This window comes from Rhizobium sp. BG4 (assembly GCF_016864575.1).
Lineage (GTDB): Bacteria > Pseudomonadota > Alphaproteobacteria > Rhizobiales > Rhizobiaceae > Rhizobium.
Genome location: NZ_CP044125.1, coordinates 663,732 through 681,712 on the forward strand (window position 1 = coordinate 663,732; position 17,981 = coordinate 681,712).

Here is a 17,981-nt window from a genome sequence, read left to right on the forward strand (position 1 = left end):
CTCGAAACTCAGGCGGGCTTGACCGGAAAATGCATGGTCACCGTCAGGCCACGCCCTTCTTCCTTGTCGGGATAGGTGTCGGAAAGCTCGAGTGTCCCGCCATGCAGTTCCATGACGGCCTCCACCAGCGACAGGCCAAGCCCGGTCCCCGGCTTCGACCGGCTCTCGTCCAGCCGCACGAAACGCTTGATCACCGCCTCGCGCTTGTCGGCGGGCACACCGGCGCCGCTATCGGCCACCGAGAGGCAAATGGCGTCCTGCCGACGCGCCAGCTTGATGGCGATCTGGCCGTGGCCGTCGCAATCGACGGAATATTTGATCGCATTGTCGATCAGGTTGAACAGCGCCTGGCCGATGAGCTCGCGGTTGCCCTGCACGGAAATCCCGGGCTCGATATCCGAGGTCAGCGTCAGCCCGGCATCGTCGGCCACCGGCTCGTAAAGCTCGGCGCTGTCGGCAACGATCGCCGAAATCTCCACCGTCGACATCTCGGCAGCCACCGATCCCGCCTCGACACGCGAGATCATCAGCAGCGCGTTGAACGTCCGGATAAGTTGGTCGGATTCCGAAATGATCCCTTCGAGCGCCACGCGGCGCTGCTCGCCGTCATCGGTATCCACCGCGTCGGCCGCCTTGTTGCGCAGCCGCGTCAGCGGGGTCTTCAGGTCGTGGGCGATATTGTCGGAAACCTGCCGCAGGCCTTCGTTGAGCTTCTCGATACGCTCCAGCATGGTGTTCAGCGACACCGAGAGGCGGTCGAATTCATCGCCGGAGCCACCGACCGGCAGGCGCTGCGAGAGGTCGCCGGCCATGATCTTCTTGCTCGCCGCCGACATGCGGTCGATGCGTTTCAGCGCGTTGCGGCCGATGCCGAACCAGATGATCAGCGCGCCGAGACCCATGATCGCCAGCGCCACCATCAGCGCCTGGCGCACCAGCACGCGGAAGCGTTCCGGCTCCCCAAGGTCGCGGCCGACGAGGATGCGCAAGCCGTTGTCGAGCACGAAGATATTGGCGATTGCCATATGCCTGCGGTCGAGACCGCTTTCGGCATAGCGCTGGTAGAAAAAGGGAACCGAGGTCCAGCCCGTCTCCTCGAAGACACCGGGCTGCACCGAGGCTACGTTACCCGCCAGGATGTCGCCCGAAGGGCCGGCGATGATGTAGAGATTGGCGCCCGGCTGGCGGGAGCGGCGCTCCATCGAGCGCAAGAGCGCGTTGATGCCGCCGGTATCGTAGGCGCGCTTGACCTGATCGACCTCCTGCTGCACCGCCTCGCGGATCTGCCCCGTCAGCAGGCGCTGCGACATCGCCGTCACGTAAATGACGAGCGTCGCGGCGCAGATGGCGAAGAGCAGGATGTAAAGGGCCGAAAGGCGGACTGCGGTAGATCGGAAGAGAAACCAGAAACGGTTCATCCCTCATCCTTGATCATGTAACCCGCCCCGCGGATCGTCTTCAGCAGCGGCTGGCTGAAGTCCTTCTCGATCTTCGAGCGCAGGCGCGAGACATGCACGTCGATGACGTTGGTCTGCGGATCGAAATGGTAATCCCAGACATTTTCGAGAAGCATGGTGCGGGTCACGACCTGACCGGCATTCTTCATCAGATATTCGAGAAGGCGGAATTCGCGCGGCTGCAGCGGGATTTCCTTGCCGCCGCGGCGCACTTCATGAGAAAGCCGGTCGAGCTCGAGATCGCCGACGCGGTATACGACGTCCTGCTCCGGCGTGCCCTTGCGGCGGCCGAGAACTTCGACACGGGCGAGCAGCTCGCTGAAGGCATAGGGCTTCGGCAGATAGTCGTCGCCGCCGGCACGCAAGCCAGTCACGCGGTCATCGACCTGTCCGAGAGCCGAAAGAATGAGAACCGGTGTGTGAACGCCCTTGCGGCGCAGCTCGCTGATGACGGAAAGGCCGTCGCGGCGCGGCAGCATGCGGTCGATGACAATGACGTCGTAGGTATTTTCCGAACCCATGAAGAGACCGCTCTCGCCGTCACTTGCGTGATCGACGACGATCCCGGCCTCGCGAAAGGCTTTCGTCAGGTATACCGCAGCTTCGAGGTCATCCTCGATGATGAGAATCTTCATGCGGCTGACATTACCTGCCGGTTTTGTTTCGGCAAGGCTCAATACGTCTTCCTGTTGCGCTTGGGTCATCGCGGCACCTGTGGATGGAACGGAAGGGAGCCGCGCTGGGCTGGAAGCGCGGCTCCCCTTCTCTGGCGCATCATGGGGATGCGCCGGTCAAGGCTGTGGGGGTCAACCTTGGCTGTTGATCGGAAGGGCGACGAAGCGGCTGCCGTCCTTCGACTGGATCTGGAAGAGCGCCCGGGTGCGGCCGTCCTTCTTCGCCTGGTTCAGAACCTTGACGACATCGTCAGCGCTCGAAACCTGCTGGTTGTTGACCGAGGTGATCGTCTCGCCTTCCTTGATGCCCTTGTCGGCAGCGTCGGAATTCGGGTCGATACCGGTGATCGCCAGGCCCTTGCCGTCATCGGCCGGGCCGACCGTCAGGCCGAGATCGGCAAGCGCCTTCTCGGAAGCCGGTGCCTGCGGCTCCTGCTGCTGATCGCTGTCGTCGTTGGAAGCGTCCTTCTGGTCTGCCGGCAGCGTGCCGAGCTCGACGGTCAGAGACTGCGCCTTGCCGTCGCGCCAGATCGACACTTCGACCTTCTTGCCCGGCTGCATCGCGCCGATGCGGCGGCTGAGGTCGCGGGCATCCTTGACGGTCTCGCCGTTGACGGCGGTGACGACGTCACCGGCCTTCATTCCGGCCTTCTGGCCGGGCGTGCCGTCCTGGGCAGACACGACGAGCGCGCCGTTGGCTTCGGAAAGGCCGAGAGAGTCGGCGATGTCCTTGGTCACCGGCTGGATCTGCACGCCGAGGTAACCGCGCGAAACCGTACCGTCCTTCATCAGGTCGGCGACGACGTCCTTGGCAGTCGAGGCCGGAATGGCGAAGGCGATGCCGACGCTGCCGCCCGACGGCGAGAAGATCGCGGTGTTGATGCCGACGACCTGGCCGTTGAGGTTGAAGGTCGGGCCACCGGAGTTGCCGCGGTTCACGGCGGCATCCACCTGCAGGTAGTCGTCATACGGACCGGAGCCGATGTCGCGGCCGCGGGCGGAGACGATACCCGCGGTCACCGTGCCGCCGAGGCCGAACGGATTGCCGACTGCGACAACCCAGTCGCCGACGCGGACATTGTTGTCGTCGGCCCAGTTGACGTAGGTGAACTTCTTGCCCTTGCCGTCGACCTTCAGCACGGCGAGGTCGGTGCGCGGGTCCTTGCCGATCAGCTTGGCGTCAAGCTCGGTACCGTCGTTCATGACAGCAACGAAAGCCGAACCGTCGGAAACGACGTGGTTGTTGGTGACGATATAGCCGTCTTCGGAGATGAAGAAGCCGGAGCCCTGGGCAACAGGACGCAGACGGCCGGGGCCGCCAGGACCACCGGGGCCACCCGGACCGCGATCGCCGAAGTGGCGCGGCGGACGCTGCTGGCCATCCTGGCCGTCACCGCCGTTCGGACCCTGCTCGCCGAACTGCTTGAAGAAGCGCTTCAGCGGGTGATCGTCCGGCAGGTCGTCAAAACCACGGCCGTTGAAATCGAAGGAGAAACCGTTGCCGTCGTCGGAGGCCGGCTTGATGCGGGATTCGACACGGACAGAAACGACGGCCGGCGAAACGGCGTCGACGACATTGGCAAAGCTCGGAACCTGCGGCGCCTGAACATTGACGGCTTCGGCATAGGAACGGGTGATCTCAAGCGGCACGCCAGTGGCAAGCACGGCGGCTGCGAGACCTGCGACGGTCGAAGCCTTGAGCGCAGTGGCAAGGGAGGGAGTCTTGAACATTATAGGCACCTTCTCTTCTTCATTTAGTCGGTCCGGCCCCCGGTCGGGATCGGCTGATGAAGGAAGATATAGGATGCGAGACCTTACTGCGAACTGTCTGGGCAATGAAAAATTTGTAATGTTGAGAGCGCCACAGCTTTCGGCTGCAACGCACGCAACGGGCCGGATTTCCGCAGGACTCAGGCCTGGCGGTCAGTCCGCATCAACTCGTCGAGCTTGGCCTGTTCGTCTGCCGTAAGACGGCTGCCGGTCGGTTTGCCGGTCCGGCGGCGTGCGAAGACGATGAGCGAAATGCCACCTGCCAGGATCAGCACGATGGGCGCGCCCCAGAGCATCACCGTGCGGATACTGAAGCGCGGCTTCAACAGCACGAATTCGCCGTAGCGGGAAACGATATAGTTCAACACCTGCTCGTCACTGTCGCCATCCTTGATGCGCTCGCGGACAAGAAGGCGCAGATCCTTGGCCAGATCGGCATTGGAATCGTCGATCGACTGGTTCTGGCACACCATGCACCGCAACTCCGCCGACAACGTCCGCGCCCGGCTCTCCATCGCCGGATCGGGGAGCACTTCGTCGGGGTTTACGGCGAAGGCGGGGAGTGGCGAGAGGAACGCGGCAAGTACGAGGAAGAGCCGCAGCGAGCGCCACAATCCCCTTCCCCCTCGGGGAGAAGGTGTCCGTCAGGACGGATGAGGGGCCACGCGTGCTGCCGGTTGCTTCTCGCTGATGCTCGAAGGCTTCGCAGCTGCGCTGCTTATCCCCCTCATCTGCTCTTCGGGCATCTTCTCCCCGCTGGGGAGAAGGGAGAAACCACGAGCGTCTCATTCCGCCGGCTCCATCGCCGGAGCCGATGGCTTCGCCGCCTTCGCCTTGCGCCGCGGCGCACCAATGCGCAGACGCCGGTCGCTTAGCGACACAAAGCCCCCGATCGACATGATCAACGCCCCGCCCCAGATGCAGAGAATGAACGGCTTCCACCAGATGCGCACAACGATGCCACCGTCATTGGTGGGGTCACCGAGCGAGACATAGAGCTGGCTCAACCCAAAGGTCAGGATACCCGCCTCCGTCGTCGGCATCTGCTGGGCGACATAGACGCGCTTTGCAGACCAGACATCGGCGACTTCGACACCGCCGCGGCGGATGCTGAAGTGACCGCGGTCTTCCTTGTAATTCGGACCGGTCGCCGGCTGCATGCCGTCGAAATGCAGCGAATAGCCGCCGGCATCCGTGGTCTGGCCCGGCTTCATCTCCAACACATGTTCCGTCGCAAAGGTCGAGACCGCGACGATGCCAAGAACGGTGATGCCGAGACCGGCATGCGCAAGCGCGGTACCGAAGGCGGAGCGCGGCAGGCCGGTCAATCTCCGCCAGGCGACGTTCGCCGCCACCTTGCCGATACCGGCGCGATACCAGAGATCAGCGGCAGCGCCGAAGACGAGGAAGAGACCGGCAGCAAGGCCGAGAACCGAAAGAACCGGCCCGCCATGCTCGATATAGAAGAAGATCAGCGCCGCCACGAAAGCGAGGCCCGCGACGACGTAGAGCCGCTGCAGCACGCCGAGCAAATCGCCGCGCTTCCAGGCCAGCAGCGGCCCGAAGGGCACCACCAGCAGCAGCGGGATCATCAGCAGCCCGAAGGTCATGTTGAAGAAGGGCGGGCCGACGGAGATCTTGTCGCCGGTCAGCGTTTCCAGAAGCAACGGATAGAGCGTTCCCGTCAGCACCGTACCGCAGGCAACCGTCAGGATCAGGTTGTTCAGCACCAGCGCGCCCTCGCGCGAAATCGGCGCGAAGAGACCACCTGCCGAAAGCAGCGGCGCACGGAAGGCGAAGAGCGACAGCGCGCCACCGATGAAGATCATCAGGATGCAGAGGATGAAGACGCCGCGGCTCGGGTCGCTGGCAAAGGCATGGACCGAGGTCAGCACGCCGGAGCGCACCAGGAAGGTGCCCATCAGCGACAGCGAGAAGGTCAGGATCGCCAGCAGCACCGTCCAGATTTTCAGCGCCTCGCGCTTTTCCATGACGAGCGCCGAATGCAGCAGCGCGGTTCCCGCCAGCCATGGCATGAACGAAGCATTCTCGACCGGATCCCAGAACCACCAGCCGCCCCAGCCGAGCTCGTAATAAGCCCAGTAGGAACCCATGGCGATGCCGAGCGTCAGAAAGGTCCAGGCAGCCAGCGTCCACGGGCGCACCCAGCGCGCCCAGGCAGCATCGATCCGGCCTTCCATCAGCGCCGCGACGGCGAAGGAGAAGCAGACGGAGAAGCCGACATAGCCGAGATAGAGAAGCGGCGGATGGATGGCGAGGCCGATATCCTGCAGCACCGGGTTCAGGTCACGCCCCTCTGCCGGTGCCGGATCGAGACGGACGAAGGGGTTGGAGGTCAGCAGGATGAAGAGGATGAAGGCAACCGAGACCCAGGCCTGCACTGCCAAGACATTGGCCCGCAGCGTATCCGGCAGATTGCGTCCGAACAGCGCCACCATGGCGCTGAAGAGCGCGAGGATCAGCAGCCAGAGCATCATCGATCCCTCGTGATTGCCCCAGACGCCGGAATATTTGTAGATCAGCGGCACCAGCGAATGCGAGTTCTCCCAGACATTCTCGACCGAGAAGTCGGAGACGACATGCGCATAGGTCAGGACGCCGAAGGAGAAGGCGACGAGGCCGAAGAGAACGATCGAGCCTAGCGGCGCGACGTCCATCATCGCCTGGTCGCGTCGGCGGGCGCCGATGACGGGGACGACCGAGAGAATGATCGCCGTCGCCAGCGCCAGCACGAGTGCGTAGTGGCCGATCTCGATGATCATTGCGCGCCCTCGCCTTCCTTCCACAGCCCCTGGGATTTCAGCCGGTCGGCCACTTCCTTCGGCATGTATTTCTCATCATGCTTGGCAAGCACGGTATCGGCAATGAATTCGTGGCTCGATGCCTCGAACTTGCCTTCGGTCACCACGCCCTGCCCTTCACGGAAGAGATCGGGAAGAATACCGGTATATTTGACCTTGACCGGCTGACCGCCGCCGTCGGTCACGGCGAATTCGACGGTCGAGCCGACACCGCGCACGACGCTACCCTCGCCGACGAGACCGCCGAGACGGATGCGCGTCTCCGGCGCCACCGGCGTCTTGGCAAGATCGGCCGGCATGTAGAAATAAGCGACGGACTGGCTGAAGGCGAACATCACGAGCAGCACCGCGGCAATGATAAAGCCCATGCCGCCGCCGATTACCGCCAGGCGCTTCTGCTTGCGCGTCATTCCGTTACCCCCTCGTTCGCAATACCCAGCTCGCGCCCCAGTGCGAGCAGCTGCTTGCCTTGATCGCCGTCAGCCGGGAACACGGCGAGCCCGCGTTTCAGCGCGTCGGCCGCGCGATCCTTGTCGTTCAATACGGCATAAGAGCGGACGAGCCGCACCCAGCCCTCGAAATTGTTGGGATCGGCCTTCAGCTTGGCGTCCAGGCTATCGACCATGCCGCGGATCATCTGCTGCTGGTCCGCCGGGCTCATGGTCTGGGCCGCGGCCACATCCTCCTGCGTCGGTCCGCCGGGCGCATTTGCACCGGCGGCAACCGGCGCGCCGCCATTCTTGGCGATATGATCGTTGACCAGCGGCAGCCACGGCGCATCGGCAGGCGATTCCTTGGCGATCGCCTCGAAGGCAGCCTTGGCCTGCTCAGCCTGTCCGGCCTGCTCCATGCTCAGCGCCACGTAGAATTTGGCGCGCGGATTGTCGGGCTCGATCGACAGCGACTGTTCCAGCGTCTGGCGCACCTCCGGCGTCACCATGCCGTTGGAACCGGCCATCAGCGACTCCGCCAGGCCGTCGAGGCGCATCGCGCTCGGTCCAAGCAGGCGGATAGCATTGCGATAGGCCTTCTCGGCATCGGCGATGCGCATCGCATTGAAATAGATCGGCGCCAGCACGTCCCAGCCCTTGCCGTCATCCGGGTTGAGCGCCAGATGGCGCTCCGCCTTGGAGACGAGGATCGCCATGTCGTTGCCGGGATTTTCGAGCCGTGCCTGGAGCGGTTGCGATGGCAGGCCGGGCCGTCCCATCGCAACGTAAAGACAGAGCCCGATGGCTGGCAGCAGTAGCAGGATGAAAGCCTCGCTGAAGCGGTGATGGCGCGCCGCCTTCGGCTCGGCGGCAGGACCCGTCACCGAAACGGCGATCAAGCGGCGGCCGATCTCGGCGCGCGCATAGTCGGCTTCGTCGGAGGTGATCAGGCCGCCCGAGAGGTCGCGGTCGAGCTCGCGCAGCTGGTCGCGATAGACCGCAGCCTCGCCTGCGCGCGTGTCGTCAAGCGTCTTTCCGCCGCGCAGGAGCGGGTAAAGCAGCAGCGCGGCCACAGCCGCCGTCATTGCAGCAACAAGAATCCAGAAAAGCATAACGGCCCCAATACTTGAAGCGCGCGGCCATTCCAACTGGCAAAGCCGGAATGACGAAGATTTGAGGCGTTTCGCCGCAATATTCGCTGCGGCTTACGACACACGACATTCAGTGCAGGCTAAGCCGAAAATGGTGATTTTCCACGACCCGGAGCGAGCGCAGCGTACTAAAGGTACGTGAGCACCGGAAGCGTGGAGAAGCGCAATTTACAGCCCGGCATGGGCTGAATACCGATTGGCTAGCCAAGCGGCGACCAGCTGCCATCATCGTTGCGACAGGCCGAACCGCGCGCCACGGTCTCCTTGCCGTCGACGGTCAGCGTGTGCGTGTACTGGCGGCAGTTCTGCGAGCCGACCTGATAGGGCGCCGCGGCGATAACCTTGCCGCTGACATTGCGTCCACTCCAGACGACCGGCTGGCCAACGGCGGCCCCTTCCAGCGCCCGGTATTCGGCTTCGAGCGCGCGCTGCTTGTCGCTGTCGCTGAGTTCGATGCCGGTACGGCCGACGATGCCGCCCTGAAGCGCGGTGATGAACTGTGCCGAGGCCGAAGGCTTGCGGGAGAAAACGCCGGTCGAGCTGGCGCTCTTCGTCGTCGTGCAGCCGCTCAGGGCAACGGCAACGAAAAGCGAGGAAACGATCATGGCATTCGCGCGTGATATCATTCGGTCGAACCAGCAGAAAGAAACAAATCAATGCCGGCAGATGCGCACAGGCACTTGTCGGCTTTAAGGCAAAGCATGCTATGCAAATGCCTATGTCTTTGTGACATCAAGCAATTGGTCACGCAACATCCTTTGTGAGACCGGGCAAAATTAGCTTTGCTTTGAGCCCGCCGGCAGCACCGCGGGAAAGCTCCAGGCGGCCCTGATATTCATTGGCGATCTCGGTGACGATCGAAAGACCGAGCCCGGTTCCGGGCTTGCTTTCGTCCAGACGCTTGCCGCGCTTCAGCGCTTCCTTGATCTGATCGGGCTCCAGCCCCGGCCCATCGTCCTCGACGATGAGCTCGACCCAATGCCGGCGGCCGCTGGTCTCGGCACCCTTCACGTCCTCGGCGGCTTCCGATGCGCTCACCTTCACCTTGTGAACGGCAAAGCGCGCCGCATTCTCCAGGAGGTTGCCGACCGTCTCCTCGAGATCCTGCTGCTCCATGGCAACGGCCAGATGCGGCTGCGTGACGGAAAGCTCGAATTCCTTGTCGACGTTCAGGCGGCGCATGACGCGCACCAGCCGTTCCAGCGCCGGTTCCGCATCGGTGCGGGCAAGCACGGATTCGCGCTGCGCGGCAATGCGGGCGCGGTTGAGATAGGATTGCACCTGCCCCTGCATCGCTTCCGCCTGGTTCCTGACGAGCTCACCATGCGAACGCTCCAGCACCCGCGCCTCGTTCAAGAGCACGGCAATCGGCGTCTTCAGCGAATGCGCCAGATTACCGACCTGCATGCGGGCGCGCTCGACGATGCGGCGGTTGCTGTCGATCAGCGCATTGACCTCATTGGCCAGCGGCAGGATCTCGCGCGGGAAATCGCCCTTCAGCTGCTCGCTCTCGCCGGCGCGAATGCGCTCCAGCGCAGCACGCGCCTTGTCGAGCGGCTTCAGGCCGAAGAGAATGGCGAGCGCATTGACGATCAGACTGCCGACACCGAAGCCGGCGAGCGCCAGATAGAGACTGTGGGAAAAGTTGCTGACGTCGGATTCGACGACCTCGACATTGCCGGTGACGCGAACGCGCGCCGCGCGGCCGTCGGTATCGAGCACCACCTCGGTCTCGGCCACCTGCACCCGGTTCCCGCTGGCATCCGTCACCTGGTAGTAGCGTTCGTAATTCTTGTCGAAGGGCGCTTCGAGAACGGAGGGAACGGGAATGGTCGCCGAGCCCAGCGAGGGCGAGACCAGCGGCGCCGTCGTATAGGTCCCGAGCGGCTCCACCACCCAGTACCAGCCGGTGCGCGGCTGCGCGAAACGCAGGTCGCCGAGCTGCGGGCTGCCGGCCAGCGCGCCCTGGTCGCCGATGGTGACGGAATTGATGACGTTATAGAGCTGAGCGCGCAACAGGTCCTGGAACCCACGCTCGGCGCTGCGGCGATAGAGCGTCGAGATCAACAGGCCGATCACCACAAGCGCCACCGTCGACCATACGGTCGTCAGCAGTAGAACGCGTGCGGTGAGCGATTTTATTCGCATCAGGCCGGCGCTTGAATGCGGTATCCGAGACCGCGCACCGTTTCGATCAGATCGACGCCCATCTTCTTGCGCAGGCGTCCGACGAAGACTTCGATCGTATTGGAATCACGGTCGAAATCCTGGTCGTACATATGCTCGACAAGCTCCGAGCGCGAGACGACCTCGCCCATGTGGTGCATGAGATAGGAAAGCAGCCGGTATTCGTGCGAGGTGAGCTTCAGCGCCACGCCGTTGACGACAGCCTTGGAGGTCTTGGTATCGAGCCTGACAGGACCGCAGACGATCTCGGAGGATGAATGACCGGCAGCTCGGCGGATCAGCGCGCGGATGCGGGCGAGCACTTCTTCGACATGGAACGGCTTGGTCACATAGTCGTCGGCGCCGGCATCGATGCCCGCTACCTTGTCGCTCCAGCGGTCGCGTGCCGTCAGGATCAGAACCGGCATGCCGCGACCCGCCCCGCGCCACTTTTCGAGCACGGTCACGCCGTCCATCTCAGGGAGGCCGATGTCGAGGATGATCGCGTCATAGGGTTCGGTATCGCCGAGGAAGTGTCCTTCCTCGCCGTCGAAGGCCTGATCGACGACATAGCCGGCTTCCTTCAGCGTATCGCTCAGCTGACGGTTCAGATTGACGTCGTCTTCGACTACCAGAATGCGCATCGGTCCGCTTTCACCTTGTTTCAGTCAGTGCTTTATAGGCCGATTCCGCCTACATCGGAACCTTGACGGTTACCTTGCGGGGGCGTTGGCCATTGCCCTGAACGAGCACGGTGATGATGCATGAATCGCCCGAAGGCTGCACGGAAAGAAGCTGGCCGCCCGTCTGCTCGACGACCTGCTGCGCGGCGGCGCTGCAATCGCCAGCGACGCGCACCACAAGCGTGCGCGAGTCGTCCGGTGAGGGCGCCGATACAGCCAGCCCTGCGGCCAAGGCTACGACGCTCAGAGGAGAGGCCATGTGCAATGCTTCCAACGTAATTCCAACCTGGGCCGACTATGTACTCACGTGACCTGAATGGCAAATGAATGCACTGTAATGACGGTGGTTTAGAACAATTCTCGACTGTATTGCCGCAACGATATTCACAGCCAAAAGACGAGGCGGCAGAAGCTCTTGATATCGCTGCCGCCGCCCTCCCGAAATGCTCGATCAGCGGATCGCCGTGCTCGCCGTCAGCCGTCCATAGACGGCCAGAAGCCCGCCGATCGCGCCGGCGATATTGACGAGAGAATCGACGATCTGGCTCTGGTCGCCGGCGTCGATATCGATGCCCGCCGCGTGCAGAACGGAAGCGCCGATCGCAATCAGCGCACCCCAGATCGTCTTCGAATGATACCAGTCTTTCAAATCACCCATGACCATTCCTTTCGTTGAAAGTCACATCGTCATCGTTGCGACTGCGGGAATGCCGAGCGGCAGCCGCTGCCCCATCTGCCTCACCCGTATCGTCAGCGCGCTCTGCACACTGCCGAAGTCGGCAAGCTCGTCTGTCAGCGGATAGGTCCATCGCGGCACGCCGATCTCCACCTGCCGCCGCACCACACCATCAGCCATCACCTCGATCCGGTAGCGCTCGGAGGGTTCGTCGAGCGGAATATCGGCCGCGATCCAGTTGTCGGCATCGACCCGTCCGCGCCGAACCCACGAAAACGTCACCGCCCCCGCCTCGCCCCGCGCCGCCCTCAGATGAACCGGCGAAAGCGGTGTCTCCGCCCGCACCCCGCCCTCGAAGGCGAACGGACCCGCCTTGCCGCTCACACCGGCCGCCTCGGCGATCCAATTGAGCCGCAACCCCATCTCATCGGCCGTGAGGCCGAGCGGCACAACGGCATCGTCGAGCATCACCACGGACGTCTCTGAAACGGCACCCGCCGCCATCGCATCGTCGGTTCCCGCCAGCGCCCGCAGCAATCCGCCAAGCCGCCAGCGCCCGGCGCCGATCTCCTCGGCCTGCCGGAACCCGATCACCTCCCAGCCGCCGTCGGACGAAGCCACCGCGATCAGGTTGTCACCATTCAGCACCGAGACTGCCGCCGCCGAGGACAGTGCACCGAACGGCAGCTCGATCTCCAGCACCTGCGACCAGTCGAACCGCCCCCGCACACCCGCCGTCAGCGGCCCGGTAAGCGTCCCGATCCGCGCCGGGCGCTCGACCAGCGCCCGCCCGCGATACCCCTCCTCGCTCACCGAGGAGGACAGCCCGATCATCCGCCAGGGCCTGGCAAAAACCGCCGCCCGCGCAAAACTCGCCGCCTCGCCCGCCGCAAAGCGCGGCAGATCCATCAACTCCACCAGCGGTGCAAACAGGCTGGAAGGATCGCCGGCGCCATTCTTGCCGCCGGTCTCGCCTGGCGGCGCGGCACCCGCCGATGGCGCGAACTCGCGCGCCTCGACCTGCCTCACCGCACCGTCCTCGATCGAGCCGATCAGGAAGCGCCCCTCTGGCCCATCCGCGAAGGTCACGACATCCCCCGGCTGGAAACCGAGCTCGCCCGGCGCCAGCGAAAAGCGCACCGAGCGCCTGCCGATCCGGTTGTCGCGCAGCAGTGCTTCGGCCGCATTCAGCGCCGTCTCCTCGGCCAGCACCGCCGAAAGATCGCTCTTCAGCACCCGGCTCGTCGCCGATTGCGCCCGGTGCGATCGCACACCCGCCTGTTCGTAACTGAGATCGGGATTGTAGAAGGTGATGACGGCCTCGGCCGCATGGTCGCTGTCGTGCCCGCGCGTCTCCTGCCACAGCGGCCGGTCCTCGATATCGGCCAGCACCGCAACCTCCGTCGCCGGCAAGCTCGCCCGGCCGCGCGAGCGGAACCGCAGCAAGCCGCCGTCTTCCACCGCATCGATCTGGAAGGCCTCCAGCAGCGGCTCTATCAGCCCGCGCGCCGTTGTGATGTCGCCCTGAACATAGCCCGTCAGGTCGCCGGACACTTCCGAAACGTCGAAATCCTCGAAGCCGTGATCGTGAAGCACCGCCGCAATCACATCCGCCAGCGTCCCCGCCCCCAGCCTTCCATTCAGCCAGTGGCCCGTTCGCCAGTTCCCGCCATCGCTCCAGACGCCGCCATCCAGCGGAAAGGCCGGATAGGGCCGCGCATCCCACGACCAGACGAAGATACGGCCTGGATCGACCATGGCATCGGGCGCCTCATCACCCTGCCACCAGAGATGATGGGCCTCCAGAAACCGCCGCTGCATCGTGTCGGAGCGCATGCGGTTGGAGAAATACGGAACCGCGCTCTCGGCCGATTTCGGATCGGCAAACACATTCGGCTGATTGCCGCCCTTGTCGATTGCCGCGCAGCCGAGCTCGGTGAACCACACCGGCTTCATCCGCGCCTGCCAGGCCGTCGCATCAGCCTTCTCGACGCCACCGATCCGCTCGCAATGCCGGTTCGCCCACCAGCCCTCGATGTCCTTGTAGCGATAGACCCAATGCTTGCCCGCAAGCCCGTCGCTGATGGGCGCCCGCGTCCGGCTCGACCGCTCCGCATCGTCGGCATAGTACCATTCGAAGCCCTCGCCAGCGGTGATACCGGCGATCAGCCCATCGCGATCATCCGCCGTCCGCATACCCTCCGGGTTCGCCTGCGCCAGATCGGCATCCCGCCAGTCGGAGAGCGGCATGTAGTTGTCGATCCCCACGGCATCGATGGCGCTCGATGCCCAGAGCAGATCGAGATTGAAATAGACGTCGCCGCTGCCGTCGTCCGGCCGGTAGCCGAAATACTCGCTCCAGTCGGCCGCATAGGTCAGCTTCGCCTGCGGCAGCAACGCTTTCACATCCGTCGCCAGAGCCGTCAGCGCCGTGACAAACGGAAAAGCCCCTGCCTCATCGCGCACCTGAGTCAGCCCGCGCATCTCGGAGCCGATAATGAAACCCGAGACGCCGCCCGCGGCCTTCGCCAGCTGCGCATAATGCAGGATGAAGCGCCGGTAGCTCTCCTCGCTGCCATTATAGCTCACTCGCTGGCCGGAAATGCTGAAATGCCCCGCCTGCGCCGCCCCGCGAAAAACCTGGATCTGCGCCCGCGCCGCCGCCGTCCGGTCCACCGATCCCGGCTCTCCGATCGCCGGATGGCAGGTCACCCGCCCGCGCCAGGGATAGGCCGCCTGCCCTGTCCCGCCATAGGGATCGGGCAGCGCATTCCCCTCGGCAATATCCATCATCACGAAAGGATAGAGATAGACCTCCAGCCCCCTCGCCTTCAGATCGGCAATCGCCGAAACGACGCTCGCATCATCCGGCGTACCGCCATAGGCCGGCCCGCCGTCGCGGCGACTGACGAGATACGCCTCGTTGCGCGATACACCGGAGACAGACCACGGGCTGCTTTCGCCATTCCTCGCGCTAACCTCGACACCCGGAACGATCCGGCAATTGCCGGCCCTGAGGTCGGTGCCAAACCAGGAGACGACAAGCGCCACACGGTCCAGCTTCGGGCAGACCGCCATCAGCTCGTCGATCGAGACGTCCCAATCCGTCAGCCCCTGCAGGCTGTTGCGGTTAACCACCCGGGCGCTCCCAGCCCCCGTCTTCTCCGATACCGCCACCGTCCGGTAGCCATGCTCTGTCGCACCGGGAATGATGCACACCGCCCGCACCTGCTCCTCCAGCGCGCCGATGGCCCGCACCACCTCGAACTGCAGCAGCGGAATGCGATTGCCGTAGTTGTCGAGTGGCAGCCGCTCGAAGACGGCATAGGCAAGCCCGCGATAGGCCGGCGCCATGCCCGCCCCCTGCTTCGCCTCGATCAGCGGATCGGGCAGCTGCGTCGCATCACCCCTGTAAACCCGCATCTCGATCTTCGTCAGATCGAGCTCCTTGCCATCCGCCCAGACGCGCCTGACACAGGCGATCGGCCCCTCGCAGAGCCCGACGGCGAAATTCGCGAAATAGCGGAAACTCTCGACCGTCGGCCCGGAGGAAGACTTGCCGCCGGTGCGCTCGCGCGTCACCTCCTCCTCGAAGCGCGTCGCCCAGATCATCGTCCCGCCGATCCGCGCCGCGCCATAGACGCGGTTGATCGACGTGCCCTCATCGGCACCCGGAATGCGTGCCGTCGAAAGCCGCGAGCCGCGCACCGTCTGCCCGCCGCCGATCAGCGCCCGGTCGAGCGCATTGCCCGCCAGCGCGCCCGCCGCCCGGCCGATAATCGCGCCGACCGGCCCGAGAACGCTGCCCAGCGCAGCACCCGCCGCCTGCAAAAGGAGAGTGGCCATAAAAACCTCGCAGCGAGCCACCAGCGCCGTTCACACGGCACTTGATTTTTCCCGCAATGATTGTGTTAGATTGCTGCAGTCGTGAGCAGAAGCAGAAGCGCCGAGACCAGCCGGTGCACTGGGGAGGATAGGCCTCTCCGGCCTCGGCAAGGGCCTTGCTCTCGATCAAGGAGGTGATGCGATGTGGTTCTTGCCACTCAGTATCACGCTTAGTGCGAGGAAGACCCGGACGGGCTGGTCTATAGCCATCCGGGTCCAATTCGTAACATAAGCAAACGGTGGGCGGAGCTGTAACTCCGCTCACCACTCCCGAAACATACCCTCAGATGCCCCGATTTTCAAGCACGGCCACAACCTCAGGGAACCGGAATACCGCCGTTACCCGCCGCCGCCAGCTCGGCACCAAGGCGGAGCGGATCACCGCCGCCTGCTCATAGGCATGGATGAAACTTTTCTCTCCGGCAAAGATGCCCGCATGCTTGGCCGCCACATCCGGCCGCCAGCGAAACAGCATCAGATCGCCTGGCAGCATCGCCTCGACGGACAATGGCTCCCCGAAATGCCTGAGGGCGGCGTCGAGCAAGCGATCCTGCCCACTGCGTTCGGCCCAGTCCCGCGCATAGGGCGGCGGCATTTCCGGCTCAATGCCGTAGAGCTCCCGCCAGATGCCGCGGATCAGCCCCAGGCAATCGCAGCCGATCCCCCTGGCCGAAGCCTGGTGCCGGTAGGGCGTGCCGATCCAGCCTTCGGCCGCGGCGAGCACCCTTTCGTGGATAGCAGTCATCTGAACAGCGCGCCTCCGTCATGGATGCTTTCGCCATCCGCATAGGTGTAGGCAAAGTCGGCGCCCGGCATATGCGGGAAGCCGCGGAAATTCTGCTGGTTGGAGAATTTCGTCCGGCAGGTGGCAAAGGCCTTGTCGCAACCGGCTGTCATCCGCACGGCATCGCCCACGTCGGGCGCCCGAGCCAACGGAAGCCACAGCGTCACCTCGACATCCGCACCGGCTGAAGAATGCGCCTCGATATCCAGCCGGTCTCCAGCAGTTGGCCCGCCGAGAAATTCAAGGCTGCCATAGCGAAACAGCCCGTCGGCAAAAGGCTCCAGTCCCGACACCACAATCCGCGTCGCATCGATCACCCCGGCCACGATCCCCTGCCGCCGGAATGCGCCCTGCCCCCGATCGACGCCGCATCGCGCATCCCCCAACGCCGCATCGCAGCGGCGGCCATAGAGGCGCCCCTGCGGCTGGTTCAGCCGGTGGGCGAAGCTGCGCAGCTCGGCGCGAAATTCGCCCTCGCTGCGCGTCACCTCGCCGATCTCCTGTACCTTCAACAGCAGATGCTGCTCGGGTGCCGCCCAGTTGACCAGGAACACCTCGACCCGCGCCCCATCATAGAGCCCGCGCTGCAGATCGGTCTCGCGGATCGCCTCGCTCGAAAAGCCCCCCATCACCTCGCTGGTCGCCGCAGGCAGACCGGCGCCCTCCTCCGTGCCGCTCGCGGAAAAGCCGCTCGCCGCCAGAAAGTCCGTCCCGGCAAAGGCGAGATCGCCATCATGCTCGGTAAAGCCCAGCACCACCCCATCGCGGCGGGTCACCCGCCAGGCATGGCACGTCGTCGTCGCATCGCCTTTCAGATGCGCCGCAAACCCGGCCTCGATCTCTCTCATGGCAGGATCTCCATCAGCGGAATGGCCGGGATGCGCCCGGCATTGAAAGCCGTCAGGTTGACGTCGATCCGCCCGGTCGCGAAGCGCACGGGAACATCGAACTCAAAACCCGCCGTCACACTCGCCCCCGCGGCCGCACATGCCCGGACGCGAAGCTGACGACGCCGGTAGCCACATCGCAGGAAAAAGTCCCAGCTGCTTTCGTCACACCATCGACCGCGACCACCACCGTCCCGGCCACCGGCTTGGCGATGACGCGCGTACTGCTCCCGCCCGCGTCCCCATAGGTCTTCGCCAACTGAAAATCCGCCTTCGCCCCATCCCCAATCCCGAGCGCCTGATCAAGCGCCGTCACCGGCTGGTCCGGCCGCCCGGAACGGCAGTCGAGCGGATCGCGGAAACGGAAGCCGTAAAGCTCGCCGCCGCGCGCCTCGAAGAATTCCAGCACCTCGTAGAGATCGCCGATCGAGCGGATGCCCGAGCCCGCATCGTAAGCGCGCCTGGCATTGCGCCAGCGGCTGTTGCGGCTCTCGCGCCCGTTGGAAAGATTGACGATATCGGTCCGCCGCACCGGCCCGCCGCTCGTCGACAGCGCCAGCCGCAGCGGAAACCGCACCTCATGGAAACCGGCCAT

General features: G+C 64.4%; 15 protein-coding genes and 1 pseudogene. All 16 read right to left on the minus strand.

Annotation, left to right across the window (positions count from 1 at the left end):
• Positions 1–8: 8 nt before the first annotated feature.
• The 16 genes and pseudogenes from F2982_RS03520 to F2982_RS03595 all read right to left on the minus strand — a co-directional run bounded on the left by F2982_RS03520 (position 9) and on the right by F2982_RS03595 (position 17,981).
• Positions 9–1,418, minus strand: coding sequence for an ATP-binding protein (locus tag F2982_RS03520; protein ID WP_112719649.1), 1,410 nt, complete (start codon positions 1,416–1,418; stop codon positions 9–11).
• Positions 1,415–2,161 (minus strand): response regulator transcription factor, encoded by a 747-nt coding sequence (locus F2982_RS03525; RefSeq protein WP_281438209.1) that lies wholly within the window; start codon positions 2,159–2,161, stop codon positions 1,415–1,417. The genes F2982_RS03520 and F2982_RS03525 overlap by 4 nt, the downstream gene beginning before the upstream one ends.
• 102 nt (positions 2,162–2,263) lie before the next feature.
• Positions 2,264–3,862 (minus strand): Do family serine endopeptidase, encoded by a 1,599-nt coding sequence (locus F2982_RS03530; protein WP_203429246.1) that lies wholly within the window; start codon positions 3,860–3,862, stop codon positions 2,264–2,266.
• A 179-nt stretch (positions 3,863–4,041) separates the two neighbouring features.
• Complete coding sequence (locus F2982_RS03535) at positions 4,042–4,515, minus strand: cytochrome c-type biogenesis protein (RefSeq protein WP_246777501.1); 474 nt, start codon at positions 4,513–4,515, stop codon at positions 4,042–4,044.
• 171 nt (positions 4,516–4,686) lie between these two features.
• Positions 4,687–6,684: a heme lyase CcmF/NrfE family subunit gene (locus F2982_RS03540; RefSeq protein ID WP_203429247.1), complete on the minus strand. Its 1,998-nt coding sequence runs from the start codon at positions 6,682–6,684 to the stop codon at positions 4,687–4,689.
• On the minus strand, positions 6,681–7,133 hold the full coding sequence (gene ccmE, locus F2982_RS03545) for a cytochrome c maturation protein CcmE (RefSeq protein ID WP_025555378.1): 453 nt from the start codon (positions 7,131–7,133) through the stop codon (positions 6,681–6,683). The genes F2982_RS03540 and ccmE overlap by 4 nt, the downstream gene beginning before the upstream one ends.
• Positions 7,130–8,266: a c-type cytochrome biogenesis protein CcmI gene (ccmI, locus tag F2982_RS03550; protein WP_203429248.1), complete on the minus strand. Its 1,137-nt coding sequence runs from the start codon at positions 8,264–8,266 to the stop codon at positions 7,130–7,132. The genes ccmE and ccmI overlap by 4 nt, the downstream gene beginning before the upstream one ends.
• A 239-nt stretch (positions 8,267–8,505) precedes the next feature.
• Positions 8,506–8,931: a membrane protein gene (locus F2982_RS03555; RefSeq protein ID WP_025555380.1), complete on the minus strand. Its 426-nt coding sequence runs from the start codon at positions 8,929–8,931 to the stop codon at positions 8,506–8,508.
• A 118-nt stretch (positions 8,932–9,049) separates the two neighbouring features.
• The gene (locus F2982_RS03560; protein WP_203429249.1) at positions 9,050–10,453 is read right to left on the minus strand and encodes a HAMP domain-containing sensor histidine kinase; all 1,404 of its coding nucleotides are present in this window, start codon (positions 10,451–10,453) and stop codon (positions 9,050–9,052) included.
• Positions 10,453–11,115 carry a response regulator transcription factor gene (locus F2982_RS03565; RefSeq protein WP_025555382.1) on the minus strand — a complete coding sequence of 221 codons (663 nt, stop codon included), beginning with the start codon at positions 11,113–11,115 and terminating at the stop codon, positions 10,453–10,455. The genes F2982_RS03560 and F2982_RS03565 overlap by 1 nt, the downstream gene beginning before the upstream one ends.
• Before the next feature lie 49 nt (positions 11,116–11,164).
• Positions 11,165–11,413, minus strand: a complete 249-nt coding sequence (locus tag F2982_RS03570) for a hypothetical protein (RefSeq protein ID WP_025555383.1) — start codon at positions 11,411–11,413, stop codon at positions 11,165–11,167.
• 192 nt (positions 11,414–11,605) lie between these two features.
• Complete coding sequence (locus F2982_RS03575; protein ID WP_025555384.1) at positions 11,606–11,812, minus strand: hypothetical protein; 207 nt, start codon at positions 11,810–11,812, stop codon at positions 11,606–11,608.
• Positions 11,813–11,833: 21 nt separating this feature from the next.
• Complete coding sequence (locus tag F2982_RS03580) at positions 11,834–15,676, minus strand: glycoside hydrolase/phage tail family protein (protein ID WP_203429250.1); 3,843 nt, start codon at positions 15,674–15,676, stop codon at positions 11,834–11,836.
• Positions 15,677–15,998: 322 nt separating this feature from the next.
• A complete protein-coding gene (locus F2982_RS03585) occupies positions 15,999–16,460 on the minus strand; it encodes an NlpC/P60 family protein (RefSeq protein WP_203429251.1) in 462 nt (153 codons plus the stop codon).
• The gene (locus F2982_RS03590) at positions 16,457–17,347 is read right to left on the minus strand and encodes a DUF2163 domain-containing protein (protein WP_203429252.1); all 891 of its coding nucleotides are present in this window, start codon (positions 17,345–17,347) and stop codon (positions 16,457–16,459) included. The genes F2982_RS03585 and F2982_RS03590 overlap by 4 nt, the downstream gene beginning before the upstream one ends.
• Positions 17,344–17,981: pseudogene (locus F2982_RS03595) on the minus strand (TIGR02217 family protein). The gene F2982_RS03590 and the pseudogene F2982_RS03595 overlap by 4 nt, the downstream one beginning before the upstream one ends.